The organism is Rhodococcus sp. 06-1460-1B, from assembly GCF_002258475.1.
GTDB classification, from domain to species: domain Bacteria; phylum Actinomycetota; class Actinomycetes; order Mycobacteriales; family Mycobacteriaceae; genus Rhodococcoides; species Rhodococcoides fascians.
Genome location: NZ_NOYS01000018.1, coordinates 207,055 through 233,568, shown reverse-complemented (window position 1 = coordinate 233,568; position 26,514 = coordinate 207,055). Strand labels below are relative to the sequence as shown.

General features: G+C 65.1%; 27 protein-coding genes. 20 read left to right on the top strand and 7 right to left on the bottom strand.

Annotated elements, in window-relative coordinates; genetic code table 11:
- Positions 1 to 40: 40 nt before the first annotated feature.
- The gene (leuD, locus tag CH268_RS07145; RefSeq protein ID WP_032366380.1) at positions 41 to 658 is read left to right on the top strand and encodes a 3-isopropylmalate dehydratase small subunit; all 618 of its coding nucleotides are present in this window, start codon (positions 41 to 43) and stop codon (positions 656 to 658) included.
- A 148-nt stretch (positions 659 to 806) separates the two neighbouring features.
- Positions 807 to 1,502, top strand: a complete 696-nt coding sequence (locus tag CH268_RS07140) for an HU family DNA-binding protein (RefSeq protein WP_027496655.1) — start codon at positions 807 to 809, stop codon at positions 1,500 to 1,502.
- 120 nt (positions 1,503 to 1,622) lie between these two features.
- Here the strand turns inward: CH268_RS07140 and CH268_RS07135 are convergent, their stop codons facing one another.
- The 3 genes from CH268_RS07135 to cofC all read right to left on the bottom strand — a co-directional run bounded on the left by CH268_RS07135 (position 1,623) and on the right by cofC (position 5,648).
- Positions 1,623 to 2,558, bottom strand: a complete 936-nt coding sequence (locus CH268_RS07135) for an NUDIX hydrolase (RefSeq protein ID WP_094663061.1) — start codon at positions 2,556 to 2,558, stop codon at positions 1,623 to 1,625.
- Positions 2,558 to 4,678, bottom strand: a complete 2,121-nt coding sequence (locus tag CH268_RS07130) for an RNA degradosome polyphosphate kinase (RefSeq protein ID WP_228139401.1) — start codon at positions 4,676 to 4,678, stop codon at positions 2,558 to 2,560. Before CH268_RS07130 ends, CH268_RS07135 begins: the two co-directional genes overlap by 1 nt.
- Positions 4,679 to 4,850: 172 nt before the next feature.
- Complete coding sequence (cofC, locus tag CH268_RS07125; protein WP_176457873.1) at positions 4,851 to 5,648, bottom strand: 2-phospho-L-lactate guanylyltransferase; 798 nt, start codon at positions 5,646 to 5,648, stop codon at positions 4,851 to 4,853.
- A 101-nt stretch (positions 5,649 to 5,749) separates the two neighbouring features.
- Between cofC and CH268_RS07120 the strand changes: the two genes are divergently transcribed.
- Positions 5,750 to 6,748: an NAD(P)H-dependent glycerol-3-phosphate dehydrogenase gene (locus CH268_RS07120; RefSeq protein ID WP_027496659.1), complete on the top strand. Its 999-nt coding sequence runs from the start codon at positions 5,750 to 5,752 to the stop codon at positions 6,746 to 6,748.
- Between the two features lie 73 nt (positions 6,749 to 6,821).
- Positions 6,822 to 7,928: a D-alanine--D-alanine ligase family protein gene (locus tag CH268_RS07115; RefSeq protein WP_032391547.1), complete on the top strand. Its 1,107-nt coding sequence runs from the start codon at positions 6,822 to 6,824 to the stop codon at positions 7,926 to 7,928.
- A 9-nt stretch (positions 7,929 to 7,937) separates the two neighbouring features.
- Here CH268_RS07115 and CH268_RS07110 read toward each other — a convergent pair whose 3' ends face one another.
- Positions 7,938 to 8,561, bottom strand: coding sequence for a DUF3515 domain-containing protein (locus CH268_RS07110; protein WP_094663055.1), 624 nt, complete (start codon positions 8,559 to 8,561; stop codon positions 7,938 to 7,940).
- Positions 8,562 to 8,564: 3 nt separating this feature from the next.
- A complete protein-coding gene (locus tag CH268_RS07105; RefSeq protein WP_032370776.1) occupies positions 8,565 to 8,813 on the bottom strand; it encodes an Lrp/AsnC ligand binding domain-containing protein in 249 nt (82 codons plus the stop codon).
- Between the two features lie 232 nt (positions 8,814 to 9,045).
- Here CH268_RS07105 and CH268_RS07100 point away from each other — a divergent pair, with 232 nt between their 5' ends.
- From CH268_RS07100 to CH268_RS07090, 3 genes are read left to right on the top strand one after another with little or no spacing between them, the layout of a single operon-like run.
- Complete coding sequence (locus CH268_RS07100) at positions 9,046 to 10,005, top strand: thiamine-phosphate kinase (RefSeq protein WP_369597498.1); 960 nt, start codon at positions 9,046 to 9,048, stop codon at positions 10,003 to 10,005.
- Between the two features lie 38 nt (positions 10,006 to 10,043).
- Positions 10,044 to 10,568 carry a gamma carbonic anhydrase family protein gene (locus CH268_RS07095; protein WP_032366386.1) on the top strand — a complete coding sequence of 175 codons (525 nt, stop codon included), beginning with the start codon at positions 10,044 to 10,046 and terminating at the stop codon, positions 10,566 to 10,568.
- A complete protein-coding gene (locus CH268_RS07090) occupies positions 10,565 to 11,257 on the top strand; it encodes a uracil-DNA glycosylase (RefSeq protein WP_094663053.1) in 693 nt (230 codons plus the stop codon). The genes CH268_RS07095 and CH268_RS07090 overlap by 4 nt, the downstream gene beginning before the upstream one ends.
- Positions 11,258 to 11,262: 5 nt before the next feature.
- Here CH268_RS07090 and CH268_RS07085 read toward each other — a convergent pair whose 3' ends face one another.
- The gene (locus CH268_RS07085) at positions 11,263 to 12,057 is read right to left on the bottom strand and encodes an enoyl-CoA hydratase/isomerase family protein (protein ID WP_032366585.1); all 795 of its coding nucleotides are present in this window, start codon (positions 12,055 to 12,057) and stop codon (positions 11,263 to 11,265) included.
- A 145-nt stretch (positions 12,058 to 12,202) separates the two neighbouring features.
- Positions 12,203 to 12,394, bottom strand: coding sequence for a 50S ribosomal protein L28 (gene rpmB / locus CH268_RS07080; RefSeq protein WP_008717389.1), 192 nt, complete (start codon positions 12,392 to 12,394; stop codon positions 12,203 to 12,205).
- A gap of 283 nt (positions 12,395 to 12,677) precedes the next feature.
- Here rpmB and CH268_RS07075 point away from each other — a divergent pair, with 283 nt between their 5' ends.
- The 13 genes from CH268_RS07075 to CH268_RS07015 all read left to right on the top strand — a co-directional run bounded on the left by CH268_RS07075 (position 12,678) and on the right by CH268_RS07015 (position 26,465).
- Entirely contained in the window at positions 12,678 to 14,345 is a 1,668-nt protein-coding gene (locus CH268_RS07075) for a DAK2 domain-containing protein (protein WP_094663051.1), read from the top strand.
- Between the two features lie 14 nt (positions 14,346 to 14,359).
- The gene (gene recG / locus CH268_RS07070; protein ID WP_032370778.1) at positions 14,360 to 16,639 is read left to right on the top strand and encodes an ATP-dependent DNA helicase RecG; all 2,280 of its coding nucleotides are present in this window, start codon (positions 14,360 to 14,362) and stop codon (positions 16,637 to 16,639) included.
- A 110-nt stretch (positions 16,640 to 16,749) separates the two neighbouring features.
- Positions 16,750 to 20,166, top strand: a complete 3,417-nt coding sequence (locus tag CH268_RS07065) for a pyruvate carboxylase (protein WP_032383422.1) — start codon at positions 16,750 to 16,752, stop codon at positions 20,164 to 20,166.
- Positions 20,163 to 20,735, top strand: coding sequence for a 16S rRNA (guanine(966)-N(2))-methyltransferase RsmD (gene rsmD, locus CH268_RS07060; RefSeq protein ID WP_027496669.1), 573 nt, complete (start codon positions 20,163 to 20,165; stop codon positions 20,733 to 20,735). Before CH268_RS07065 ends, rsmD begins: the two co-directional genes overlap by 4 nt.
- 94 nt (positions 20,736 to 20,829) lie before the next feature.
- Positions 20,830 to 21,318, top strand: a complete 489-nt coding sequence (gene coaD, locus CH268_RS07055) for a pantetheine-phosphate adenylyltransferase (RefSeq protein ID WP_027496670.1) — start codon at positions 20,830 to 20,832, stop codon at positions 21,316 to 21,318.
- 151 nt (positions 21,319 to 21,469) lie between these two features.
- Positions 21,470 to 22,261 carry a DivIVA domain-containing protein gene (locus tag CH268_RS07050; RefSeq protein WP_045841865.1) on the top strand — a complete coding sequence of 264 codons (792 nt, stop codon included), beginning with the start codon at positions 21,470 to 21,472 and terminating at the stop codon, positions 22,259 to 22,261.
- A gap of 91 nt (positions 22,262 to 22,352) precedes the next feature.
- Complete coding sequence (locus CH268_RS07045; RefSeq protein WP_027496671.1) at positions 22,353 to 22,961, top strand: YceD family protein; 609 nt, start codon at positions 22,353 to 22,355, stop codon at positions 22,959 to 22,961.
- Positions 22,962 to 23,144 (top strand): 50S ribosomal protein L32, encoded by a 183-nt coding sequence (rpmF, locus tag CH268_RS07040; protein ID WP_032397784.1) that lies wholly within the window; start codon positions 22,962 to 22,964, stop codon positions 23,142 to 23,144.
- Between the two features lie 26 nt (positions 23,145 to 23,170).
- Positions 23,171 to 23,953, top strand: a complete 783-nt coding sequence (gene rnc, locus CH268_RS07035; protein ID WP_027496672.1) for a ribonuclease III — start codon at positions 23,171 to 23,173, stop codon at positions 23,951 to 23,953.
- Positions 23,953 to 24,819, top strand: a complete 867-nt coding sequence (gene mutM / locus CH268_RS07030; RefSeq protein ID WP_027496673.1) for a bifunctional DNA-formamidopyrimidine glycosylase/DNA-(apurinic or apyrimidinic site) lyase — start codon at positions 23,953 to 23,955, stop codon at positions 24,817 to 24,819. The genes rnc and mutM overlap by 1 nt, the downstream gene beginning before the upstream one ends.
- 49 nt (positions 24,820 to 24,868) lie before the next feature.
- A complete protein-coding gene (locus CH268_RS07025; protein ID WP_027496674.1) occupies positions 24,869 to 25,297 on the top strand; it encodes an OsmC family protein in 429 nt (142 codons plus the stop codon).
- On the top strand, positions 25,297 to 26,193 hold the full coding sequence (locus tag CH268_RS07020) for an SMP-30/gluconolactonase/LRE family protein (RefSeq protein ID WP_094663048.1): 897 nt from the start codon (positions 25,297 to 25,299) through the stop codon (positions 26,191 to 26,193). Before CH268_RS07025 ends, CH268_RS07020 begins: the two co-directional genes overlap by 1 nt.
- Positions 26,190 to 26,465, top strand: a complete 276-nt coding sequence (locus tag CH268_RS07015; protein WP_032372630.1) for an acylphosphatase — start codon at positions 26,190 to 26,192, stop codon at positions 26,463 to 26,465. Before CH268_RS07020 ends, CH268_RS07015 begins: the two co-directional genes overlap by 4 nt.
- Positions 26,466 to 26,514: the final 49 nt, after the last annotated feature.

Here is a 26,514-nt window from a genome sequence, read left to right as displayed (position 1 = left end):
CCCTCCGACCGGATCGATCGAACTCACAGGAGAAATTTCGATGGAAGCTTTCACTCGACACAAAGGCATCGGCGTTCCGCTCCGGCGGTCCAATGTCGACACCGACCAGATCATTCCGGCGGTCTATCTCAAGCGAGTGACTCGCACCGGATTCGAGGACGGATTGTTCGCCGGTTGGCGGTCCGATCCGAACTTCATCTTGAACCTCGCGCCCTACGACCGCGGATCGGTTCTCGTGGCCGGGCCGGACTTCGGCACGGGATCGTCACGCGAGCACGCTGTCTGGGCGCTGTCGGACTTCGGTTTCAGGGTCGTCATCGCATCCAGATTCGCCGATATCTTCCGCGGAAACATGGGCAAGGCCGGCTTGGTGGCGGCCGAGGTGGAGCAATCGGACGTCGAATTGCTGTGGAAAGCCTTAGAAGAACAGCCCGGTCTGGAGCTCGTCGTGGACCTCGTCGACAAGACGGTCACGGCTGGAACCTTGGTGGTGCGCTTCGCGATTGACGACTACACGCGGTGGCGTCTGCTGGAGGGTCTGGACGACATCGGACTGACATTACGCCAGGTAGAGGCCATTACGGAGTACGAAAAGTCAAGGCCTTCATACAAACCCCTCACCCTTCCGGCAAGGATCGAGGAGCCTTCGAAAAGCTGACGGACGGGGGTCCGACACGCTTTGCGGCCGTGAAGCATTCCGCGACACCGAAATGAAAATTGGCGTGGCGCATAGACTCTTGACGACTTGGGGTTTACCGTTGTAGTAGTCGGTCCGACGATGGGCCACAATATAGCGGAGGAAATCCATGAACAAGGCAGAGCTGATTGACGCCCTGACCGAGAAGTTGGGGTCTGACAGGCGGAGCGCCACAGAGGCTGTCGAGAACATCGTCGACACCATCGTGCGCGCGGTCCACCGCGGCGAAAGTGTCACGATCACGGGCTTCGGCGTGTTCGAGCAGCGTCGTCGCGCGGCGCGTGTCGCCCGTAACCCCCGCACCGGTGAGACCGTTCGCGTCAAGCCGACCAACGTACCGGCATTCCGTCCGGGCGCGCAGTTCAAGGCCGTCATCGCCGGTGGACAGAAGCTGCCCGCAACCGGACCTGCCGTCAAGCGCGGTTCGGCAGCAGCTCCGGCCAAGAAGACTGCGGCAGCGAAGAAGACGGCCGCCAAGAAGGCAGCGGTGAAGACGACCGCCCGCAAGGCCACCACCGCGGCAGCCAAGAAGGCGGCTCCGGCGAAGACTGCCGCCAAGAAGGCAGCTCCCGCAAAGACCGCCGCCAAGAAGGCAGCTCCCGCAAAGACAACCGCACGCAAGACCACGACGGCTGCTGCCAAGAAGGCTCCGGCCAAGACGACCGCACGCAAGGCCGCAACCACTACGGCCCCTGCCAAGAAGGCTCCGGCCAAGACAGCGGCCAAGAAGACCGTCGCCAAGAAGGCCCCCGCCAAGAAGGCTCCGGCCAAGAAGGCACCCGCGAAGCGCGCTGCAAAGAAGTAGCGCTCGACCGGCACCGGTCATCCAGGACCGGGCCGTTCTCGCACTCCACAGAAGGCCCCGACCGAAATTTCGGTCGGGGCCTTCTGCCGTGTTCGTGATCCGAGGATCCTCGGATGCAACTCAGTCGTCGGCGACCAGGTTCGGTAGCGGGCTGGCGATGTGGTCGGCCGCGACGAGCCGACCGTCGTGGCGCGAGAGCACCCACACGCTCCCTTTTCGATTTCTGTTGGCAGGCAACGTGATGCCGTCCTTGTCGGCCCACCATCGCATGAGATCGGGGATCACCTTGCCTTGGCTGCAGATCACCGGTGTGCTCATGGACTCGGCGATGTCGCGAGCCCGGTGGCGGCCCTTTCGGGGGTCCTCGGCGTACCCCTCCTCGGACAGCAGATGCTCCGGTTCGACCTGCACGCCCAGTGATTCGGCAAACGGTGCGACCGTCTGTTCGCACCGGACGCGGTCGGCCGCATACACCGAGTCACCGCCGAACGCTCCCAGCAGTGAGACGAGTGCCTCGGCCTGACGTCTACCGGTCTTGTCGAGGGGGCGATCGGCGTCGTTGCCCTTGTATCGCGACCGCGAGCCGGCACTGCCGTGCCGGACCAGCAGCACGGTGGACGTAGCGGCCGGCTTGGCGACGAATCGTCGAAGAATCTTGTGGTCCATGGGATACGAGAGTTCGCCGCCGATCTTGTCGGGTGCGATCCAACGGAGTTCGTCCACTTCGTCGTTCGGGACGAATTCTCCGCCGGTTGCCTCGGCAGCCCAGTAGAGCACCTTCTTCATGCGACGGTGGCCGGGAATCGGGTAGGTGACGTAGGACAGCGACCGTCCGAGAGTCGAGTCGAAGCCCGTCTCCTCCTTGACTTCTCGGACAGCCGCGTCGACCGCTGTCTCCCCGGGATCGAGCTTTCCCTTGGGAAAAGACCAGTCGTCGTACTTCGGCCTGTGTACCAGAGCTACTTCCACCACCGAGTGATTCTCCGGCGATCGTCGCCACAGAATCGATCCGGCCGCGAAGATGTTGGCGCGGGGGGAGCCATCGGAAGTGCCCATCAGGACGCCTGATTCCTCCGGCTGCGCATCAATTCCACCTGGTGTTCTCGGACACTTTCGCCTTGCGCAGGCGACGCGACCCAGCCACCGTCCGGCCCCAGTTCCCAGCAGCGGGTGGTGGGGTCGAGGGCCGAGTCGAAGATGTCACCGAGTTGCTTGGTCAGCTTCGGATCCTTGACCTGGGCCATCACTTCCACTCGCCGGTCGAGGTTTCGGTGCATCATGTCGGCGCTGCCGATCCAGAATTCGTCGGCACCCTGGAAATGCAGAACCCGTGAGTGTTCGAGGAACCTGCCGAGAATGGACCGAACTTCGATGTTCTCCGACAGGCCCGGTACGCCCGGCTTGAGCGCGCAGATCCCGCGTACGACCACCTTGACGGGGACCCCGGCGACCGATGCGCGGTACAGAGCGTCGATCACCTGCTCGTCGACAAGAGCGTTGGCCTTGAGGCGAATTCCGGCTGCGCGACCCGCCTTGAGGTGCTCGACTTCCGCTTCGATGCGCTCGACGATGCCGCGTCGCACGCCGTACGGGGCCACGAGAAGATTGCGGTACTTGGACTTTCGCGAGTATCCGGTGAGCGAGTTGAACAGGTCGGTGAGGTCCGCACCGATCTCGGGCGACGACGTGAGCAACCCGACGTCCTCGTAGATACGCGCCGTCTTCGGATTGTAGTTGCCCGTGCCGATATGGCAGTACCGGCGGATGACGGATCCTTCTCGGCGGACGACGAGGCAGGTCTTGCAGTGAGTCTTCAACCCGACGAGGCCGTAGACCACGTGCACCCCGGCCTTTTCGAGCTTGCGTGCCCACTCGATGTTCGCCTGCTCGTCGAATCGTGCCTTGATCTCGACGAGTGCAACCACCTGCTTGCCGGCCCCGGCCGCGTCGACGAGTGCGTTGACGATCGGCGAGTCACCCGAGGTGCGGTACAGAGTTTGCTTGATCGCGAGGACCTGCGGATCGGCCGCAGCTTGTTCGATGAAGCGCTGCACGCTGGTGGAGAACGAGTCGTACGGGTGATGCACCAGAACGTCGCCGTCGCGAAGCGTCGAGAACACGCTCTTCGGGGTTTCGCGCTCACCGAACGCGGGATGTGTTGCCGGGACGAAGGGAGCGTCCTTGAGATTGGGGCGGTCGACGCTGTAGACCTGCCACAGGCACGACAGATCGAGCAGACCGGGAACCTGAATGACGTCGCCCGGATCGACGTCGAGTTCGCGTAGCAACAGTTCGAGCATGTGCTCGGTCATGTCGTCGGCGATCTCGAGGCGGACGGGAGAACCGAAACGCCTACGCGCCAGCTCTCGTTCGAGTGCCTGCAGGAGATCCTCGTCGCGGTCCTCTTCGACCTCGAAATCGGCGTTGCGAGTAATGCGGAACGCGTGGCTCTCGACCACCTCCATGCCGGGGAACAACACGTCGAGGTGCGCCGAGATCAATTCCTCCATCGACAGGAAGGCGTCGATGCGATGGCTCCCCTCACCGCGCTTGACGCGCACGAATCGGTCGACGTTGTCGGGTACCTTCACGCGGGCGAAGTGCTCGCCGGTCGTGGAGTAATCCTTTACCGTCACAGCGAGATTCAGGCTCAGGCCGCTGATGTACGGGAAGGGGTGCGCCGGGTCGACGGCCAGCGGGGTGAGGACCGGGAAGACCTGTTCGGTGAAATAGTCGGACAGACGCGCACGCTCGTCGCTGTCGAGATCGGACCACCGAATGATTGCGATGCCCTCGGCCGTGAGCTCGGGCAGGATCGAATCGAGCAGTACTCGGGCGTGTTTGAGAGCGAGCTCCTGAGTGCGCTGCCCGATGACCGCGAGCTGCTCTCGCGGGGTCATGCCATCGGCCGATCGAACCGACAGTCCGGTCTCGTCGCGGCGTTTGAGCCCTGCGACACGAACCATGTAGAACTCGTCCAGATTGGACGCGTAGATGGCCAGGAACTTGGCACGCTCGAGTAGCGGCAGGGACGAGTCCTCTGCGAGCGCGAGAACACGGGAGTTGAAATCCAGCCAGCTCAATTCCCGGTTCAGGTACCGATTTTCGGGAAGCACCATGGCAGCATCCACCGATTCCGGAGTGGCGGCAGGAAGGGCGGAGGGAATGCTCGGCATCGTTGCGGTCACCGGGGCACTCCACACCGGCTCCGCACCGTTGCTGTCCGCGGTCTCGATCGCCGGATCTTCGGTCGCTGGCTGCGCGTCGTCTGTGCTCACAGCACGATCATCCCCCATACCCGCCGTCGGTGAAACTCCGATGACCGAACTTGTTCGCACGTTCACCGAATCACGCGGTGGTTGCGGATTCCTCGTCGCTCCAACCGAGTGAGCGGAGTACGGCTGTCGTCTCCGGTCCGACCCCGAGTCGATGAGCCCGACGTACGTCGTCGACGGTGTCGACGTCGAGTCGAAGTCCCGGCCACGTGCCGTCCAGTGGTCGCGCTCCCGACAAGGTGTGGCGGCGTGCGGAATCCGATCCGAACAGCGGCGCGAGCTCGTCGGCAGAATTCTTCAGGATCAGCGCTGCGGTTCCGGTGCCGTGATGGTCGACCACGACCGACCTGCCGCCGGAGACTGCCGTCGCATACGCCTGCGCGAGTTCGGCGGGACGCAGCGCAGGCAGATCCGCTTGCAGCGCAACGATGTCGACCCGATCGGCCGGGGCCGCGCCGGAGTTCCCGTGGCGATCGCGTGGTGCGTGATCGACTCGCAGTGCGGCCGCAGCAGCGGAGAATGCGGCATTGAGACGGGCTTCGGGATCTAGAGCGCCGGAAGCCGACGGTTCGTCCAGCACCCGGGCACCGATTTGTCGCGCGGTGTCGGCGACGACCGGATCGGGTGTGACGACGGTGACCGAATCGACCACCGATACCGAACCGGCCGCGGTGACCGTGTCGACGAACATGGCGAGCACCAATCGGGTCCGGTCGGCCCCGGAGAACTCGGACGCCAGACGGGACTTCGCCGCTGTCAGGTCCTTGACCGCGATGACGACTCCCACCGCGCGGCGCAGCGCATCGGACGGCCGACCCTCGCGGTCGTCGTCGCTGCTTCGAATTGCGCCCATGGTGTTCGATCCTGCCAGCGTCACCGATGTCTGCCGACTCCGACCGCCCGGGCAGGTCTGCGCGTTAGGGTGATGCGCGCGTAGGCAGGGCATCGGCGAGTAGGTGAGAGGTTGGCGGCATGAGCAGAGCAGCGGTACTGGGGTCCGGGTCGTGGGGTACCGCATTCGCCAAAGTGTTGGCCGATGCCGGAACCGATGTCACCATGTGGGCGCGCCGAGAGGAACTCGCTGCCTCGATCAGCGAACGGCACGAGAACGCGGACTACCTCCCCGGAATCGAACTGCCGTCGTCGATCCGCGCCACGAGCGATCCGGCGACCGCCCTCGATGGTGCGGACATCGTGGTGCTCGCGGTGCCGTCGCAGAGTCTGCGCGCGAACCTGGGGGAGTGGACGGATGCGATCGCACCGCACGCGACACTGCTGTCTCTGGCCAAGGGCATAGAGACCGGAACGCTCATGCGCATGAGTCAGGTGATTTCACAGGTGACCGGGGCCGATCCCAGCCGGGTGGCCTGCCTGTCCGGGCCGAATCTGGCGCGCCCGATCGCCGAGGGGCAGCCGGCCGCGACCGTCATTGCGTGTTCCGACTCGCAACGAGCGCTCGAGATTCAAAAAGCTTGCGCCACAGGATATTTCAGGCCGTACACCAACTCCGACGTCATCGGTGCCGAGATCGGTGGCGCGTGCAAGAACGTCATCGCCCTCGCCTGTGGAATGGCCAGCGGAGTCGGCTACGGCGAGAACACCCTCGCGTCGATCATGACCCGAGGCCTGGCCGAGATCATCCGCCTCGGTGTCGCGCTCGGGGCCACACCGTCGACGCTGTCCGGGCTCGCCGGCGTGGGAGATCTGGTCGCCACCTGCTCGTCGCCGCTCTCGCGCAACCGTACGTTCGGTGAGCGGCTCGGTTCGGGAGGCTCCCTCGAGAGCGCGCAGGAAGCAGCGCACGGGCAGGTGGCCGAGGGCGTGAAGTCCTGTACGTCGGTGCGCGCGCTCGCCGAGAGCTACGACGTCGAGATGCCGTTGACCGATGCCGTGCACCGTGTGTGCCACGGGGGAATGTCGGTTCCGGACGCGGTGGGCCACCTGCTGGGGCGTCGAATCAAGCCCGAGTGAGGTCACGTTCTCGACGTGTGCACGAACAGGGCGAATCCGCGTTCGCGGGGAGACGGCGGTACGGTTTGTCACCGTGAGTACTCCCCGAATCAAAGTTGCCGTCGTCTTCGGTGGCCGCAGCAGTGAGCACGCGGTGTCCTGTGTCTCGGCGGGTAGCGTGCTCGCGAATCTGGACCCCGATACCTACGAGGTGGTCCCGGTGGGGATCACCCCCGACGGTGCCTGGGTGCTCGGCTCCAGTGATCCGGATGCGCTGACGATTCGTGATCGAGTACTGCCGACGGTGGACAAGTCCGGTGCCGCACTCGCGCTGAGCACCGATCCGGGACGCGCAGGCGCGCTGATCGCTCTCGGTGAGGGCGACGCCGGACAGGTCCTGGCTGCGGTCGACGTCGTGTTTCCGGTGCTGCACGGGCCGTACGGCGAGGACGGCACCCTGCAGGGAATGCTCGAACTCGCCGGTGTCCCGTACGTGGGTCCCGGAGTGTTGGCCAGTGCCGCAGGCATGGACAAGGAGTTCACCAAGAAGCTTCTGGGAGCCGACGGACTACCGATCGGCAGGCAGGTCGTGCTGCGACGCGGCACCGATGACCTGACCGAAGCCGAACGCGACCACATCGGTCTCCCTGCCTTCGTCAAGCCCGCGCGAGGCGGATCGTCGATCGGAATCTCGCGCATCACCTCGTGGGATCACCTGCAGTCGGCGATCGGCGTTGCCCGCGAGCACGACCCCAAGGTGATCGTCGAAGGAATGATCCACGGCCGCGAGGTCGAATGCGGCGTACTCGAATTCCCCGACGGCAGCGTGCGCGCCAGCGCGATCGCCGAGATCCGGCTCCCCGACGCGGACAGCGACGATCACGCCTTCTACGACTTCGACACCAAGTACCTCGACGATGTCAGCGAATTCGACATTCCTGCCGCACTCGACGACGACATCAGCGATCGTATTCGCGAACTCGCAGTCTCGGCCTTCCGCGCACTGGACTGCCAAGGATTAGCGCGGGTCGACTTCTTCGTCACCGAGGAAGGCCCGGTGATCAACGAGATCAACACGATGCCCGGATTCACGTCGATCTCGATGTACCCCAAGATGTGGGCCGAGAGCGGAATCGACTACTCGACCCTGATCAGCACCCTGATCGACACCGCTCTCGCACGCGGTACCGGCCTGCGCTAGAGCTCGGCGCTACTGCAACGGTGCCGGGTCGAGGGGCTGCTGGGGTAGTGCTGCCGACACTGCCGACGAGGCATCCTGCAGAGGTGTCGGGCCGGAGTCGCCGGGAATGGTGAGAGCGATGTACGTGCCGCGATCTACGACGAACCACGTGCTGGCGTCGATGCCGTCGTTCTCGCCGGACACCTCGAACCACTGGACGCCGTCGATCACCTGAAGTGGTGCAGCCACATCGAATCCGATAGGGCGAGGCAGCCCGCAGCGAAGCACGACCGGCTCGGCGTTCTCCTCGGCCGATACCCAGGCTCGGACTCCGACAGGTGCCGGGTCGGCCAGGTCGGCGCGGCTGTAGTCGCCCAGCTCGTCGGGCAGCGCATCGAGGAGGGTCGAGCACTGTGCGCTCGCGGCGTCGGGTGCGTCGACCGGTCCCAGCGCTACCGGATCGTGGGCGGGGGAGCTGTTCACCGCTATCGCGGCCACGAGAACTCCCACCACCAACGCGACCGGCAGGGCGATCGCGGTGGCTATGACCGCAGGGTGGCGCTTCTCGTCGGCCGCTGCTGCATTCTCGGACCGGGTGCCGGCGTCGTCGCCGCTGTTGTTGTCGTGGTCGTTGTCGTGGTCGGCAGAATTCATGCGCTACCGAACCGCCGAGGTCGACTGCGGGGCGACGGGACAGGTGAGGGTGCGTGTGATGGCGTCGACCTTCTGAATTCGGGAGACGATGTCCGCGATCTCGGTGTCGGATGCGCCGTCGGCCCTGACGATGACGTCGTAGGGTCCGACCACAGCTTCTGCGGATACGACGCCGTCGACCGACTCGATCTGCCGCGCAACGGTCGTGGCACGGCCGACTTCGGTCTGAACGAGAACGAAGGCTTGCACCATCGGTGGTCCCTTTCCTTGCTGGGACGATCGACTGTAAGTTGAGTCGACTGTACGTTGAGTCGGTTGCGTACTCACAGCACGAAACCGGCTGCGCCGGACCGGGCCCGGGCACCGCTAAAGGTACCGCAGGCGCGGTGCCGGTTTCGCGGGAGACCACGTCCGAATTGCGCTCTCAGGGAGGAACATCATCGACGACACCGGCCCTTCGGGGACCACCGCCGCCGAACCGACGGTGGCCCAGATCGGCGAGTTCGACGTCATCGCCCGGGCCGTCGCCGATCGAGTGCAACCGACGTCGACCATCGTCGGCCCCGGCGACGACGCTGCCGTCGTCAGTGCATCCGACGGCAGGGTGGCCGCCACGACCGATATGTTGGTGCACGGCAGGCACTTTCGGCTCGATTGGTCGACTCCGGTGGAGATCGGTCGGAAGGCGATCGCGCAGAACGGGGCAGACATCGCCGCGATGGGTGGGCAGTGTTCGGCATTCCTGGTGGCTCTCGGCTGCCCGGCGGACACACCGGTGAGCGTGACGGACGGTCTGAACGAGGGCATGTGGCGCGAGGCGTCGGCTGCGGGCTCGGCCATCGTCGGCGGTGATGTGGTGCAATCGGATCAGCTGGTGATCTCGATCACTGCGCTCGGTGACCTACAGGGCAGGGCTCCCGTACTGCGATCGGGTGCGCAGGTCGGTGATGTGATCGCGTTCGCGGGGCGGCTCGGGTGGTCCGCGGCCGGACTCGCTCTGTTGCTCGCGGGCGGCGATCGCTCCGGGCACGACGCGGTTCTCGATGCACACCGCGTGCCCTCCCCGCCGTACCGTGCCGGAATCGAGGCCGCCGAAGCAGGCGCGACATCACTCACCGATGTGTCCGACGGGTTGTCGGCCGACCTGGGTCATATCGCCGACGCATCCGGCGTATCGATGGTTCTGGAACCCGAGCGTCTTCCGATCGCCGACGAAGTCCGTTCGGCTGCAGAGCTGTTGGGGGTAGACCCCCTCGAGTGGGTACTCACCGGCGGCGAGGATCATGCTCTCGTCGGCACGTTCCCCGGCCTCGCTACTGTTCCGACGGGCTGGATCGTGATCGGCCGCGTCGAGCCGGCGTCGAATGCAACCGACGGTGGCGTCACTGTCGCCGGGCACCACCGCGTGGGCAGATCCGGTTGGTCGAGCTTCGACGGAGAGTGAGCTCCGACCGGGTCGATGGAGTCGGCTAAGTTGCAAGGATGGCTATCTACGCGCTCGGCGACCGCGAACCCGATATTCACCCGGACGCCTATGTCCATCCCGATGCAGTCGTCATCGGAGCGGTGACCTTGGCGGCGGGATCGTCGGTGTGGCCGACGGCCGTGCTCCGAGCCGATTACGGCACGATCTCCGTCGGTGCGGGCACCAACATCCAGGACGGGACCGTCATCCACTGCACCCCCATCGACGCGACCGTGATCGGTGCCGGTTGCGTTCTCGGTCACAACGCGCATGTCGAGGGTGCGACCATCGGCGACAACTGCCTCATTGCATCGGGTTCCGTGGTGCTCAACGGCTCGAGGATCGGGGCCGGTTCCATCGTGGGTGCGGGTGCGGTGGTGCCGTTCAAGTTCGTCGTTCCCGAACGCAGCATGGCGCTCGGTGTTCCCGCGAAGATCCGTGAGGGCTTCGAGGTTCCGGAGGGGCACGTGGACATCAACGTGCAGATGTACTCCGCGAACGCCGCGTACTACCGCGACGCGCTGCGCCGGATCGACCGGTGACGGCCCGCCCGCTCGCCGAGAGCGTAGATCCGGGTTGGGCCCGTGCCTTGGCTCCGGTCGAGACGAATGTTGCTGCGATGGGCGACTTTCTGCGAGCCGAGCTCGCCGCCGGAAAGCACTACCTCCCTGCCGGTGAGAACGTTCTGCTTGCATTTCGGTACCCGTTCGACCGGGTTCGGGTGCTGATCGTCGGCCAGGACCCGTACCCGACCCCGGGTCATGCAGTGGGGCTGAGCTTTTCGGTCGCCCCCGACGTGCGTCCCGTTCCACGCAGTCTGGCCAACATCTTCAAGGAATATTCGGACGATCTCGGTCTGCCGACACCCAGCAACGGTGATCTCACGCCGTGGGCGGAGCAGGGTGTGATGCTGCTCAACCGAGTGCTCACGGTCGAACCGTCCGCGGCGGCGTCGCACCGCAAGAAGGGCTGGGAAGCGGTGACGGAGCAGGCAATTCGTGCTCTTGTCGCCAGAGCCGAGGATCCCCGGGCTCCTGGCCTGGTGGCGATTCTCTGGGGACGTGACGCGGCGACGCTCAAACCCATGCTGGGGACGGTGCCGTACATCGAGTCGGCCCACCCGTCACCGCTGTCCGCATCACGGGGATTCTTCGGATCCAAGCCCTTCAGTCGCGCCAACGAATTGTTGGTCGAGGGCGGAGACGAACCGATCGACTGGACGTTGCCGTGACCGGCTCAGGAAAAATCGGGTCGACGCTTCTCGACGAATGCGTCGACGCCTTCCACTCCTGCAGGTGAGACTGCGGCCGCCGAGATCGAGGCGGCCTCGGCATCCAATTGCTCTGCCAGAGTAGCGGTGTCGGACGCCGCCAGCAGCTTCTTGATTCCCTGATACGCCGAGGTGGGGCCGACGGCGAGGGTTCGGGCCAGTCGTTCGGCCTCGCTGTCGACGAAGTCGTCGCCCACGAGGCGGCTGAGGATTCCGAGGCGCACCGCATCCTCACCGTTGAGAATCGAATCGTTCAGCAGGATGTCCATCGCGTGGCCGGATCCGACGATGCGGGGCAGGGTCCAGGACATTCCACCGTCCGGTGTGAACCCGATGGCGGGGTAGGCCGGTCGAAGCTTGGTGGACGGGCCACCGATCGCGATGTCGGTGAGGCAGACCAGGCTCATGCCGGCACCGGCCGCCCAGCCGTGTACCCCGGCGACGATCGGAACCGTCACTGCTGCCAGTTCGCGAACGAAGGCGTGGAACGCATCGGCAACCGAGCCGACGAAGGCACCGCGATCGTCGGCACCGGCGAAGTCCCGCACGTTGCCGCCGGCGCAGAAGTTCGGCCCGCGGCCGATGAGCAGGACGCTTCCTACAGATGTGGCACCGGTGTTCACCTCGTGCAGTGCCTGCGTTCCCGAGGTGATGCCGTCCAGGTCGAGAGAGGAACCGCCCGCCTCGGTGGCGACGACGATGTGCAGCACTCCGTCTTCGATGCTGACCTTGCTCGAGCTTTCGCTGTCCGAATGAGTCACGTTCGGCACTCTATCGGACGTCCAACTGTTTGCCCGAATGCGCAGGAACATCGACAGACAACTGTGCCCCGCATCCGAGTGGATGCGGGGCACAGTTCTCGCACGCGGTCGAGGCCGTGGAGGAAATCGAAGAGCGGGGCCGAAATCAGCCCCGAACCACCTTGCCTGCCTTCAAGCAGGAGGTGCACACGTTCATGCGCTTGGAGTTGCCAGGCGCAACCTGAGCGTGAACGGTCTGAATGTTCGGGTTCCAACGACGGTTGGTCCGTCGGTGCGAGTGCGAGACCGACTTACCGAAGCCGGGCCCCTTGGCGCATACGTCGCAGACGGCAGCCATAGTCGCGAACTCCTTGTTAGATGTTGAGCGTTACATGTGGTCGAAGACATCGAAACGAACTACGAGCAGATGCAAGGATTGCAATGCGTGAAGATCGCCTCGAGGCAACCCTGCAAGAATAGCGGCGTCCCACCCAATCACCAAACCGCCACCGCAGACGAGGTGTACCGGCTCACGCGCGCCGCGCTGACGATTCTGCCCGACTAAGCTTCGGGCACTGTCCGCGGCCGACATCGTCGGGCCCGGGCGCAGGTACGGACGGAACGCAGGGGAGGCGCTCGAGGTGGTCGACGTACTCGAATCCATCGATGCCTCGGGCCTGCGCCGGTGGGCCTATCGCTGTGTGGATTCCCTCACTGCTCGGTGCGACGAGATCGACGCACTGAACGTCTTCCCGATTCCGGACTCCGATACCGGCACCAACCTGATGTTCACGTTCCGCGCTGCGGTCGAGTCCATGCGCAGTGTCGGGCCGGCCGCGGGCGCGGGTGCGATCGGACGGGCTCTGGCGGTGGGAGCCGTATCGGGCGCGCGAGGAAATTCCGGGGTCATCGTCTCGCAACTCCTGCGCGCCGTGGGTGAGGCCGCAGCCGACGGTCCGCTGGACACCGTGTCGATCCAGGCCATGTTGCGGCGTGCACGAGTTCTGGTGGCGGGCGCGGTCAGTGTCCCCGCCGAGGGCACCATGCTCACGGTGCTCGAAGCCGCTGCCCACGAGGCCGCTGCCCACGACGCGAACGTCGATCTGGCCACGCTGGTGGTCGATATCGCCGAGGCCACCGCTCGCGCTCTCGATCGCACGACGGACCAACTCGCACCGTTGCGAGAGGCGGGCGTCGTGGATGCGGGGGCGCTGGGGTTGTCGGTGATCTTCGACGCGTTGGTCGAGGTCGTGACCGGCCGCACCCCGCCGAGGCGACGCTATCGCCGTCCTCAGGACCACGAACGGGTGATCGAAGTCGGTGTTTCGAACGCACACGGAGCCTCCGACGGGGCAGCGACTCGCTCGCAGTCCCGGCCGCTCGGCTACGAGGTTCTCTACGTCGTCCCCGGCATCGACGACACCCGCGCGGCAGCGCTGCGTGCAGCGCTGTCGGACCTCGGCGATTCGGTCGTGGTTGCCGGAGACGGCTCCGGGGCGTACTCCGCTCATGTGCACACCACCGACCCGGGCGGTGCCGTCGAGTGCGGGATCGCGGCGGGAAGTATTCGAGGAGTGCGCATCTCGTGTTTCGGACTGGCCGAGTACGCCGTCGACGCGAACGTCGGTGAGCACGAGCCCGAGGCTATGTCGGTGGGTCGCGATATTTTGGCCCTGGTCGCCGGTGACGGTGCCGCGGCTCTCTACGTACAGGAAGGTGCGACGGTGGTGCGATGCGACGAGCCCATCGATTCGTCGGTGTTGCATCGCGCCATCGTGGGCATGAAGCACCGCGAGGTTCTGGTGCTGCCGAACGGGGCGCTGTCCGCTCAGGAGCTCGTTGCCGTCGGTGCTGCGGCCAGGGCCGACGGTAAGGACGTGTCGATGTTGCCGTGCTCGGCGATGGTGCAGGGGTTGGCTGCGCTCGCAGTGCACGACGCGGCCAGAGCAGCCGTCGACGACGCGTTCGCGATGTCCGATGCTGCAGCGGGGACGAGGTGGGGTTCGTTGCGCATCGCCGAGCAACGCTCGCTGACCTGGGTCGGCATGTGCGAGCCGGGTGACTGTCTCGGTCTGGCCGGGCAGGAAGTGGTGATCGTTGCCGAGCATCCGCTCGATGCCGGATGCAGACTGCTGGACCAGCTGTTGGCCACCGGCGGTGAGATGGTGACGGTGTTGCTCGGGGCGCTGGCTCCCGCGGATCTCGGAGGTCGGCTCGCCGACTATGTGGCGGGTGCGCATCCCGGCGTCGACGTGGTGGTCTACCCGGGCGGGCAGCCCGGGGATCTCGTGCAATTCGGAGTGGAATAGGGAATCTCGGAACAATGGCAACGCTGGTGGATCGGCTCGACGATGTCCTCGGAGCGGCGGCTGCGGCACCGCTGGCCGAGGTGTTCGGCATCCATACCGTCGAAGACCTGCTGCGGCACTACCCGCATCGCTACATGACGCACGGTTCCGAGCTCGGCGAGAAGGAACCCCCCGAGGGGGAACACATCACCATCGTCGCCACCGTGGAATCGGCCACCCTGCGTTCGATGAAGAACCGCAACGGTCAGTTCCTTGCCGTCACCCTTGCGGCCGACGGGCAGCGGATCGAAGCCACGTTCTTCAGCCCGCACAAGCTCAAACACGTGGTCGTGCCCGGGCGGCGGGGCATGTTCTCGGGCAAGGTCAAGTATTTCGGTCGGCGGTGGAATCTCACCCACCCCAGTTACGTGATCCTCGGGGGTGACGACAACGACGGGGCCATCGTCCCCGCGGGTCGCATCGTCGGCGGTGGCACGCTGGCCGGCCTGGCGCGTGGCTCGGTCGATTCGTCCGGAGCCGTCGACATGTCGGTGTTCGACCGCGCCTACGTACCTATCTATCCCGCGGCGAAAGATGTCGAGAGCTGGACATTCATGCGTTGCGTCCGGCAGGTACTCGACCAGCTGGACGACGTGGTCGATCCGCTCCCGGAATCGGTGCGCCGCGAGCGTGGCCTCATCGACATAGACGCCGCGCTGCGTTCGGTCCACTTTCCCGATACTGCGGCGGACAAGGACGCCGCCCGGGAACGATTGAAGTTCGACGAGGCATTGGCTGTTCAATTGGTACTCGCGGACCGACGACGCGACGCGTCCGACCGGGTAGCCGCGCGGTGCCCACCGATCACCGACGGCATCGCGGCGGAGTTCGATCGCCGGCTGCCGTTCGAGTTGACGGTCGGTCAGCACCAGGTTGCTGCGGAGATCGCCAACGACCTGTCGGGTCCGCATCCGATGTCGCGTCTGTTGCAGGGCGAGGTCGGCTCGGGTAAGACCATCGTCGCGTTGCGTGCCATGCTGCAGGTGATCGACGCCGGACACCAGTGCGCACTGTTGGCACCGACGGAAGTGCTTGCCTCCCAACATGCGCGATCGATTCGATCGATGCTCGGCACGCTGGCCGCCGGTGGCGAGCTGGGATCGCACGAGCTGGCCACCAAGGTGGCTCTGCTGACGGGGTCGATGTCCACTGCGGCAAAGCGATCGGCCCTGCTCGATGCCGTGACAGGTGATGCCGGGATCGTCATCGGCACCCACGCTCTCATCGAGGATCGGGTCGAGTTTCTCGACCTCGCGATGGTCGTCGTGGACGAGCAGCACAGATTCGGTGTGGAGCAGCGAGATGCCTTGCGCGCGAAGGCTCGTGGAAACACCAGCCCGCATCTCCTCGTGATGACGGCGACACCGATTCCGCGCACGATCGCGATGTCGACACTGGGGGACCTGGAGACGTCGGTACTGACGGAGCTTCCGCGCGGCAGGTCGCCGATCGTCAGCAACGTCGTCCCGGCCAGATCCAAACCGGGATGGGTGGATCGAGCCTGGCAACGGATTCACGAGGAGGTCGCGGCCGGCCGACAGGCCTACGTGGTCTGTTCTCGTATCGGTGACGGCGATGATGCGGACACGGGCAAGAAGAGCGGAGCGGCGAAGAAGGCTGCGCCGAAAGTGGAGGACGGGCCGGAGACGACGGCTGCCGTGGATCTCTACGAGACGCTCTCCGCCGGGCCGATGGCCGATCTGCGTGTGGGGCTGCTGCACGGTCGACTGTCCGGTGACGACAAGGACATCACCATGTCGGAATTCAACGCGGGTGAGATCGACGTGCTCGTCTGCACGACGGTGGTCGAGGTGGGCGTGGATGTACCCAATGCCACGGTCATGGTGATCATGGATGCCGACCGCTTCGGCGTCAGCCAGCTCCACCAGCTGCGTGGGCGAATCGGCCGCGGCGGGCATCAGGGTCTGTGCATCATGATCAGCTGGCTCAGCCCGGGCGGTGGGTCGTTCGCTCGGCTCGAGGCTGTGGCCGCCACCAACGACGGGTTCGAGCTCGCCAAACTGGACCTGGCGACCCGCCGAGAAGGTGACGTGTTGGGAGCCGCGCAGTCGGGCACGGTGACCGGACTTCGGTTGCTCTCGTTCATCGACGACGAGGACATCATTTCCGACGCCCAGGATTGTGCCCGGTCGTTGTTCGCGCGGGACCCGTCTCTGGCCGACAATCCCGGCATCGCGTCGATGATGCGTTCGGCGTGGCGATCCGACAGAATCGACTACCTCGACAAGTCCTGACCCCGTCGCAGTCCGCACTGCACCGTTTCAGTAGCCGAAATTGAACAAAAGTTCCCGCATCGTGGGATCAGTACGCCTCCGGGGCTCTGTCTGCCGGGTAAGTTGAGCCAATGTTCTCCAAAGTTTTGGTTGCCAACCGCGGCGAGATCGCTATCCGCGCCTTCCGTGCGTCCTACGAACTCGGTGCCTCGACGGTGGCGGTGTTCCCGTTCGAGGATCGAAACTCGGTGCACCGAACGAAGGCCGACGAGGCTTATCAGATCGGGGAGAAGGGCCATCCCGTTCGGGCGTATCTCTCGGTCGACGAGATCGTCGCCGCCGCCAAGCGTAGCGGTGCCGATGCTGTGTACCCCGGCTACGGATTCCTTTCCGAGAACCCGGATCTCGCCGCCGCGTGTGTGGAGGCGGGCATCACGTTCGTCGGGCCCTCCGCCGATGTCCTCGAGCTGACCGGTAACAAGGCGCGTGCGATCGCCGCTGCGAAGGCCGCGGGACTACCGGTGTTGGCGTCGTCGGAACCGTCGTCCGATATCGACGAATTGGTCGCGGCATCGGAATCGATGACTTTCCCGCTGTTCGTCAAGGCCGTGGCAGGTGGCGGTGGTCGCGGAATGCGCCGCGTGGCCGAGCCCGAGCAACTACGCGAGTCCATCGAAGCTGCTGCGCGCGAAGCGGAGTCGGCGTTCGGCGATGCGACCGTGTTCCTCGAGCAGGCAGTGATCGACCCCCGTCATATCGAGGTACAGATCCTTGCCGACGGCCAAGGCAACGTCGTCCATCTCTTCGAGCGCGATTGCAGTGTGCAGCGTCGACACCAGAAGGTGATCGAGCTGGCCCCGGCACCCAACCTTCCTCAGGAATTACGCGAGAAGATCTGCGCCGACGCCGTGGCGTTCGCCAAGCAGATCGGCTATTCCTGCGCCGGTACCGTCGAGTTCCTTCTCGACACCCGCGGCAATCACGTCTTCATCGAGATGAATCCGCGAATTCAGGTGGAGCACACCGTCACCGAAGAGGTGACCGATGTGGACCTGGTGCAGTCGCAGTTGCGTATCGCCTCCGGTGAGACGTTGGCGGACCTGGGATTGCAGCAGGAAAACATCGTGTTGCGCGGTGCAGCGTTGCAATGCCGCATCACCACGGAGGATCCCGCCAACGGATTCCGGCCCGACGTCGGCCGTATCACTGCCTACCGCACCCCGGGCGGTGCCGGCGTGCGCCTCGACGGTGGCACGACGTTGGGTGCCGAGGTCGGTGCCTACTTCGACTCGATGCTCGTCAAGCTCACCTGTCGCGGCCGTGATTTCGACACTGCCGTGGCGCGTGCCCGACGTGCGGTGGCGGAGTTCAGAATTCGCGGTGTCGCGACGAACATCCCGTTCCTGCAAGCTGTTCTGGTCGACCCCGATTTCACCGCAGGACGCGTCACCACCTCCTTCATCGAGGAACGTCCGGAACTGCTGACGTCGCGTTCCTCGGGTGACCGTGGCACCAAAATTCTGACCTACCTGGCCGACGTGACGGTCAACAAGCCGCACGGGGAACGTCCCTCACCGGTGTACCCGCACGACAAGCTGCCCGAGGTCGACTTCTCGGCTCCCATTCCCGACGGCTCCCGGCAACGGCTGCTGGCCCTCGGGCCGGAGGGGTTCGCCCGCGATCTGCGCAATCAGAAGGCGCTCGGTGTCACCGACACCACGTTCCGTGATGCCCATCAGTCGTTGTTGGCAACGCGTGTGCGCACCAGTGGTCTGCTCGGCGTAGCGCCGTACGTGGCGCGAACGACGCCGCAGTTGCTCTCGATCGAGGCCTGGGGAGGGGCGACGTACGACGTGGCGTTGCGCTTCCTGCACGAGGATCCGTGGGAGCGGTTGGCGAGCCTGCGAGAAGCCGTGCCCAACATCGCGATTCAGATGTTGCTGCGCGGCAGGAACACCGTCGGATACACCCCGTACCCGGAGAAGGTCACCCGTAGCTTCGTCGCCGAGGCCACCGACACCGGAATCGACATCTTCCGTATCTTCGATGCGCTCAACAACGTCGATCAGATGCGTCCGGCGATCGATGCAGTGCGCGAAACCGGTACGGCCATCGCAGAAGTGGCCCTGAGTTACACCGGCGACCTGTCGAATCCGAACGAGAACCTGTACACGCTCGACTACTACCTGAAGTTGGCCGAGCAGATCGTCGATGCCGGCGCGCACGTGCTGGCCATCAAGGACATGGCGGGTCTGTTGCGTGCCCCCGCGGCCAAGACGCTGGTGACGGCCTTGCGGTCCAACTTCGACCTGCCGGTGCACGTGCACACCCACGACACTCCCGGCGGACAGCTCGCTACCTATCTCGCGGCCTGGGAAGCCGGAGCCGACGCGGTCGACGGTGCCTGTGCTGCGATGGCCGGAACCACCAGTCAGCCCGCGCTGTCGGCGATCGTCGCCGCGGCCGCGCACACCGAGCGCGACACCGGCCTCGATCTGCAGGCCGTCTGCGATCTCGAGCCGTACTGGGAGGCCGTGCGAAAAGTGTACGCGCCCTTCGAGTCCGGGCTTCCTGCACCGACCGGTCGCGTGTACACCCACGAGATTCCGGGCGGCCAGCTGTCGAACCTACGCCAACAGGCTATTTCGCTCGGTCTCGGTGATCGCTTCGAGACGGTCGAAGCCAATTACGCTGCGGCCGACCGCATGTTGGGTCGATTGACCAAGGTGACGCCGAGCTCGAAGGTCGTGGGCGATCTGGCTCTTGCGCTCGTGGGTGCGAATGCATCCGCCGAGGAATTCGCCGAGGACCCCAGCCGGTACGACATCCCCGATTCCGTTGTCGGGTTCCTACGCGGCGACCTCGGAACACCCGCCGGCGGCTGGCCGGAGCCGCTGCGCACCAAGGCGCTCGAAGGCCGTGGTGCGGGCAAGCCGGTGACGCCGCTGACCGACGAGGACGAGAAGAACCTCGACGGGACGTCGGCGCAACGCCGTACCACTCTCAATCGGTTGCTCTTCCCCGGCCCGACAGCGGAACTCGAAGCTCATCGAGAGAAGTACGGCGACACGACCCGATTGTCGGCCAACCAGTTCTTCTACGGTCTGCGTCAGGGCGAGGAGCATCGAGTCACGCTCGAGAAGGGCGTCGAACTGCTCATCGGTCTCGAAGCGATCTCCGACCCGGACGAACGCGGTATGCGCACGGTCATGTGCATCCTGAACGGGCAGCTACGTCCGGTGTCGGTGCGCGACCGGTCCATCGCGAGCGAAGCACCCACGGTCGAGAAAGCAGACCGCTCCAACTCCGGACACATTCCGGCTCCGTTCGCCGGGGTGGTCACCCTGGCAGTCGAAGAGGGCCAGAAGATCTCGGCCGGCGACACCATTGCCACGATCGAAGCGATGAAGATGGAGGCAGCGATCACCGCACCGCGGGGCGGCTCGGTCACTCGTCTGGCGATCTCGGGCGTTCAGCAGGTGGAGGGCGGCGATCTGCTCGTCGTCATCGGTGGGGGGTCGACGGGCGAAGAGGCCGGGAGCGAATGACCCGGATCGTCGCGGGCGTTGCCGGGGGTCGCCGATTGGCGGTCCCCGGCCAAGGCACCCGGCCCACGTCGGAGCGGGTTAGAGAGGCACTGTTCAGTGCGCTCGAAAGTCGGATGGAGCTCGACGGGGCCGCGGTGTTGGATCTGTTCGCAGGGTCGGGTGCGCTCGGCCTCGAAGCACTCTCACGTGGGGCCGCGTCGGCGGTGCTGGTCGAATCCGACGCACGGGCGGCCGCGGTAGTGCGCAAGAACATCGAATCGGTCGGCCTGACCGGAGCTTCGGTCAAGTGCGCGCCGGTGGCCTCGGTCCTGGCCGGCACCGCCGACGCGGCCTACGACCTGGTGTTGGCAGATCCGCCGTACGCCGTCACGGATACCGCCGTGGCAGGCCTCCTCGAGCGGCTGGTGAGCGGGGGATGGCTCTCGGTCGACGCGGTGGTCGTGCTCGAACGGTCGTCGCGTTCGCCGGAGACTGTGTGGCCGACCGGGCTCGTGCCGGAGAAGTCGAAGAAGTACGGCGAGAGCCGAATCGAGATCGCAATCCGGTCAGGAGTGGAGCCTGCGGAATGACCGGGTTGGGTCAGGAGTGGAGCCAGCGGAATGACCGAAGTGGTCAGGAGTGGAGCCAGCGGAATGACCTGGCTGAGCTGATAGGTTCGCGGGCATGACTGGTGCACTGTGTCCTGGATCCTTCGACCCGGTGACCATCGGTCACCTGGATATCTTCGAGCGCGCGGCGGCCGCCTTCGACGAGGTGGTGGTGACGGTGATGGTGAACAAGAGCAAGAAGGGCATGTTCAGCGTCGAGGAGCGAATCGAGATGCTCGAGGTCGCGACCGAGCATCTGCCTAACGTTCGGGTCGGTTCGTGGTACGGCCTGCTGGTCGATTACGCACGGCAAGAGGGCTTTTCGGCGATCGTGAAGGGTCTTCGGAGTGCTGTCGACTTCGATTACGAGTTGCAGATGGCGCAGATGAACCGGACGCTGACCGGAGTGGACACGGTGTTCCTCCCTGCGAATCCGGCGCACAGTTTTCTGTCGAGCTCGTTGGTCAAGGAGGTGGCCACGTTCGGGGGAGACGTCACCGGTATGTTGCCGCCGTTCGTGCAGGACCGGTTGATGTCGCGTATCGCCGAGCGTGCCGCCCAGTAGTTCGATGGCCCAGTAGTTCGATAGGGCGACACACCGGGTGGGTATAGCGCAGACCGGCGTATCGGCGGGCAGACTGAACAGCGAAGAACTGTGGGTGTCGTCTGCGGAGCAGATGCGTTCACGGTGGCAGATTCGACGATTGGGGTAACCGGTGTACCGCGTATTCGAGGCGCTCGACGAGCTCGTCGCCATTGTCGAGGAGGCGCGCGGCGTTCCGATGACTGCCGGGTGCGTCGTCCCTCGCGGCGATGTCCTGGAACTGCTCGACGACGTCCGTGACGCCATCCCCGGCGAGCTCGACGATGCGCAGGACGTGTTGGATCATCGCGACAAGCTGGTGGGTGATGCGCGGGCGACGGCGGAGAAGACCGTCACCAGTGCGAACGCCGAAGCTCAGGACACGGTGGAGAACGCACGCGACTCGGCGGACCGCATTCTCGCCGACGCCAAAGCACAGGCCGATCGCATGGTGTCCGAAGCGTCGGCGCATGCCGATCAGCTCGTGGCCGATGCCGAAGCCGAGGCCGAGCGAACGGTTCTCGAAGGCCAGCGTGAGTACGAGGCGCTGACCGTTCGCGCTCGCACCGAGGCCGATCGGATGATCGAGTCCGGTACGGCGTCGTACGAGCGGTCGGTCGCAGACGGCACCGCCGAACAGAACCGGCTCGTCTCGGAGACGGAGGTCGTTCAGGCGGCCCACGCCGAGTCGGCTCGGGTGATCGACAGCGCACACGCCGAATCCGATCGGATGCGCAGCGAGTGCGACGTCTACGTCGACACCAAGCTTGCAGAGTTCGAGGAGTTCCTCAGCGGCACCATTCGGTCGGTGGGTCGCGGTCGGCAGCAGTTGCGCACCGGCTCGGGCGTCCCGGACTACGGCAACGAACCGTACGGTGACACCTCCTACGGAAGTGCAGACCAGGGACGTCGTAGTCGGCACTGACCCGTCACGATTTGCTCACGTATGCGCAGATGCGTATCGTTGTGTGGTTGCTTACCGACAGTAGGCACACCGACAGTAAGGAAGATCAGCCGTGCCCCCGCCCAAGAGAACGACGCGTCCCGAACTGGACGCAGGATTCGTTCTGGACATTCTCAACCTCGGTCGTCGACCCGGGTCGACGAAAACCATCGAGCGGACGGTTCCGGCTCCTTCCCGAATCGGCCTCGATGCCATCGCCATCGAAGCCGGTGTACCGGTTTCGCTCGATCTGCAGTTGCAGGCGGTATCCGAGGGCGTTCTCGTCACCGGTTCCGTGCGAGCTGCCACGGCCGGTGAGTGCACGCGCTGCCTCGACCCGGTCACTGGCAATGTCGACGTCTACCTCACCGAGCTGTTCGCTTACCCGAACAGCATCACCGAGGAGACGACGGATGCGGACGAGATTCACCGTATCGTCGACGACCTGATAGATCTCGAACCCGTCATCGTCGACGCGGTCGGTCTGGAGCTTCCACTCCACCCCGTCTGCAGTGACGAGTGCGAGGGATTGTGCCCAGAATGCGGCGTTCGCCTGGCGATTGCTGAATCCGGCCACAGTCACGATACAATTGATCCTCGCTGGGCTGGACTTGCAGCCAAATTTGGCGTGGATCCAGAACCGAGCACAGAACTTGTGAACAACGAAGCCGAGGAGAAGTAAGTGGCTGTCCCGAAGCGCAAAATGTCGCGTTCCAACACGAGGTCGCGTCGTGCACAGTGGAAAACCACTGCGCCCACCCTCGTGACGTGCCCCAACCGTGGTTGCGGCGAGAAGACGCTGCCCCACATCGCGTGCCCTTCGTGCGGTACCTACAAGGGCCGCCAGGTCGTCGCAGCGGTCTGATTCCCGCTCAGGTGACAAACGAAGTAGTGGACCGACACAACGGCGGGCCACAGAACAATAGCTCCACTGCCGTCAGCGGCGGGGACGACCGAGAGTCGCTCCTCGCCGCTATCGGTGTTTCTCTGTCCGAACCCTTGTTGACCCTCGCTCTGACGCACCGGTCGTTCGCCTACGAGCACGGTGGTCTGCCGACCAACGAACGGCTCGAGTTCTTGGGCGACTCCGTGCTCGGCTTGGCGGTCACCGAGCACCTGTACGCGGTGCACCCCACCAAGTCCGAAGGACAGCTGGCCAAGATCAGAGCCAGTGTGGTCAACATGCATGCGCTCGCCGAGGTGGCTCGTGATCTCGGTGACGGCGGCCTCGGTCGTCATCTGTTGCTGGGTAAGGGCGAAGAGCAGACCGGCGGGCGCGACAAGCCCAGCATCTTGGCCGACGGTATGGAGTCCTTGCTCGGTGCCATCCACCTGCAACACGGAATCGATGTTGCCCGCACCGTGGTTCTGACACTGTTCGCCGGCTTGCTCGATCGGGCTCCCAAGCTCGGTGCGGGTCTGGATTGGAAGACCAGCCTGCAGGAGTTGACTGCGGAACGTGCACTGGGTGTCCCCGCGTACGAGATCTCGTCCACCGGACCCGACCACGACAAGGAATTCACGGCCACTGTGCTCGTCGGCGGATTCCCGCGCGGCGTCGGGGTGGGCCGGTCGAAGAAGGAAGCCGAGCAGAAGGCTGCCAGCACGGCGTGGAACTCGTTGTCGGACAACGAGACTCCTGTCGTTGCCGACTCCGCATCCGACTCTTCCTGATGCCCGAACTGCCTGAGGTCGAGGTGGTCCGGCTCGGCCTGGAATCTCACGTGGTCGGCAAGACGGTGCGCTCGGTGGAGGTACTGCACCCTCGCGCCGTACGGCGACACGACCTCGGCGGCCTCGATCTGATCGGCCAATTGCAGGGTCAGCGCATCGCCTCGGCCCAGCGGCGTGGCAAGTATCTGTGGCTGGTGATGGAACCCGGAGATTTCGCGACCGTCGTCCACCTGGGTATGAGCGGGCAGATGCTCGTGCAGCCTCCCACTGCCCCGGACGAGAAGCACCTGAGAATTCGAGCTCGCCTGGACGACGGTAGCGACCTCCGCTTCGTCGACCAACGGACCTTCGGCGGTTGGGCACTCGCTCCGATCGTGACGGTGAACGGAACCCAGGTACCCGAACCGGTCGCGCACATCGCCCGCGATCCTATCGACCCACTGTTCGATGCCGAATCGGTGGTGAACGTGTTGCGCGGCAAGCACACCGAGATCAAGCGGGCACTGCTCGACCAGACCGTGCTGTCCGGTGTCGGCAACATATACGCAGACGAAGCGTTGTGGCGCGCGAAGATTCACGGCAATCGAATCGCAGAAACACTGACGCGTCCCGCGCTGCGGCGTCTGCTGACCGGGGTCCACGCGGTGATGGGGGAGGCCCTCGCTCAAGGCGGAACCTCCTTCGATGCGCTGTACGTCAACGTCAACGGGCAGTCCGGCTACTTCGACAGGTCGCTCGATGCCTACGGGCAGGAAGGACTGCCCTGTTCGAGGTGCGGCGCACCGATCCGGCGCGAAAAATTCATGAACCGCTCCTCGTTCAGCTGCCCCACCTGCCAGCCGCGGCCGCGACACCTCCGGACCTGACCCCATTCCGCAGGCTCCACTCCTGAACCGCCCGCCTAGTATTTCGGTCATGGCAGAACAGAGCACGCCGACCAACCTCTGGGTCGAGCGCACAGGCACACGTCGATACACCGGTCGCAGTTCGCGGGGAGCCGAGGTGCTCATCGGGTCCGAATCGGTCGAGGGTGTTTTCACTCCGGGGGAGCTGCTCAAGATCGCCCTCGCGGCGTGCACGGGCATGAGCTCCGACGTCCCGCTCTCTCGTCGACTCGGTGACGACTACTCCGCCACCGTCGAGGTGTCCGGGGCCGCCGACCGCGAGAACGAGCTCTATCCCGAGTTGAACGAGATCCTTCGAGTCGACCTCAGCGCGATGGACCCCGAGGCGCAGCAACGCCTGCTGACCGTCGTCGAGCGTGCCATCGACAAGGTGTGCACGGTCGGGCGGACCTTGAAGGCCGGAACGACGATCAACCTGGACATCGACGTGGACGCCTGATGAAGTCTCGGGCGATCTTCACCGCTGCGTTGCTCTGCGGCGCGTCGATCGCCGCGGCCCCGGCCGCACAGGCGTCGAGTGCGTGTACTCCGTGGTCGGTGAGCACAGTGGCGTCGGGATTCGGGATGCTCGAGAATCTGGAGTTCGACGGCCGCGGCTCGATGATCGTTTCCGAGACGTCGCCGATCGGACCGGGTGCTCTACGTAGCGTCGCGCCGAACGGAGACCGGGGCACTCTGGTGTCGGGCGTCGAGTCACCCGGCGGCTTGGTGCGGGACGGAGACACCCTGTACTTCACCACCGGAAACAGTGCGGCCGCAGGACTTTTCGATTCCTCGACCGGAACGATCGACGCGCTCGATCTCGATACCGGTGGTCGCTCGACGTACGCGTCGGGCCTGGCGATGCCCAACGGACTGGCGAGATCGGAGACGGGTGATCTCTTCACCACCCGTAATCTGGGTGTCGCTGCAGGCCTGAGCCGGATCGCGACCGATCGCACCGTGTCGACGGTACGTACGGATCTGGGGTCTGCCAACGGGATTGCGATTGCGCGCGGAAAGATCTACGTGGGCAACACGTTCGATGTCGAGCCCGTCGTGTACGTCCTCGACGAGCAGGATCCGTCCGGTTCGGTCTCGAGTGTTCGCGTCGACGGATTCGGACCACTCACCATGTCGGACGACCTGACCGTGGGTGTCGACGGAATGATCTATCTCGCACAGAATCTCGCGGGACGAGTTATTCGCATCGACCCGACGTCGGGGTCGTCGTGTGCCGTGGCGACAGGTGTGCCGCTGACATCTGCGGTCGCGTTCGGCGGGGTGGGATTCGACCCGACGTCGTTGTACGCAACGAGTTTCGACGGATCCGTCCGAGAGTTGAGCCCGGCATGAGCGACGAGCGTCTGACAGCGTGGGTGCACGGCCTGGTGCAGGGCGTCGGGTTTCGGTGGTGGACTCGATCGCGTGCTCTCGAACTCGGTCTCGTCGGTCACGCGACCAACCACGCCGACGGACGGGTGCTGGTGATCGCCGAGGGACCGCGCGATCGTCTCGACGCGCTTCTCGAACTGCTACGCGGCGGTGGCACCCCCGGCACGGTGACGCTCGTCGTCGAGAGTTGGGGGTCGGCCCGCGGTGATCTGAGCGGTTTCGTCGAGCGCTGACCTGCACTACCGGAGGCTGGGCGCGCGGGTGGGCACCTGGCCGGTAAAG

What these genes read in the sequence shown, in the direction of transcription:
- leuD (WP_032366380.1), top strand. Translation starts at nt 41, where the DNA reads ATGGAAGCTTTCACTCGACACAAAGGCATCGGCGTTCCGCTCCGGCGG.
- CH268_RS07140 (WP_027496655.1), top strand. Translation starts at nt 807, where the DNA reads ATGAACAAGGCAGAGCTGATTGACGCCCTGACCGAGAAGTTGGGGTCT.
- CH268_RS07135 (WP_094663061.1), bottom strand. Translation starts at nt 2,558, where the DNA reads ATGGGCACTTCCGATGGCTCCCCCCGCGCCAACATCTTCGCGGCCGGA.
- CH268_RS07130 (WP_228139401.1), bottom strand. Translation starts at nt 4,678, where the DNA reads ATGCCGAGCATTCCCTCCGCCCTTCCTGCCGCCACTCCGGAATCGGTG.
- CH268_RS07120 (WP_027496659.1), top strand. Translation starts at nt 5,750, where the DNA reads ATGAGCAGAGCAGCGGTACTGGGGTCCGGGTCGTGGGGTACCGCATTC.
- CH268_RS07110 (WP_094663055.1), bottom strand. Translation starts at nt 8,561, where the DNA reads ATGAATTCTGCCGACCACGACAACGACCACGACAACAACAGCGGCGAC.
- CH268_RS07105 (WP_032370776.1), bottom strand. Translation starts at nt 8,813, where the DNA reads ATGGTGCAAGCCTTCGTTCTCGTTCAGACCGAAGTCGGCCGTGCCACG.
- CH268_RS07095 (WP_032366386.1), top strand. Translation starts at nt 10,044, where the DNA reads ATGGCTATCTACGCGCTCGGCGACCGCGAACCCGATATTCACCCGGAC.
- rpmB (WP_008717389.1), bottom strand. Translation starts at nt 12,394, where the DNA reads ATGGCTGCCGTCTGCGACGTATGCGCCAAGGGGCCCGGCTTCGGTAAG.
- recG (WP_032370778.1), top strand. Translation starts at nt 14,360, where the DNA reads ATGGCAACGCTGGTGGATCGGCTCGACGATGTCCTCGGAGCGGCGGCT.
- CH268_RS07065 (WP_032383422.1), top strand. Translation starts at nt 16,750, where the DNA reads ATGTTCTCCAAAGTTTTGGTTGCCAACCGCGGCGAGATCGCTATCCGC.
- rsmD (WP_027496669.1), top strand. Translation starts at nt 20,163, where the DNA reads ATGACCCGGATCGTCGCGGGCGTTGCCGGGGGTCGCCGATTGGCGGTC.
- coaD (WP_027496670.1), top strand. Translation starts at nt 20,830, where the DNA reads ATGACTGGTGCACTGTGTCCTGGATCCTTCGACCCGGTGACCATCGGT.
- mutM (WP_027496673.1), top strand. Translation starts at nt 23,953, where the DNA reads ATGCCCGAACTGCCTGAGGTCGAGGTGGTCCGGCTCGGCCTGGAATCT.
- CH268_RS07025 (WP_027496674.1), top strand. Translation starts at nt 24,869, where the DNA reads ATGGCAGAACAGAGCACGCCGACCAACCTCTGGGTCGAGCGCACAGGC.
- CH268_RS07020 (WP_094663048.1), top strand. Translation starts at nt 25,297, where the DNA reads ATGAAGTCTCGGGCGATCTTCACCGCTGCGTTGCTCTGCGGCGCGTCG.
- CH268_RS07015 (WP_032372630.1), top strand. Translation starts at nt 26,190, where the DNA reads ATGAGCGACGAGCGTCTGACAGCGTGGGTGCACGGCCTGGTGCAGGGC.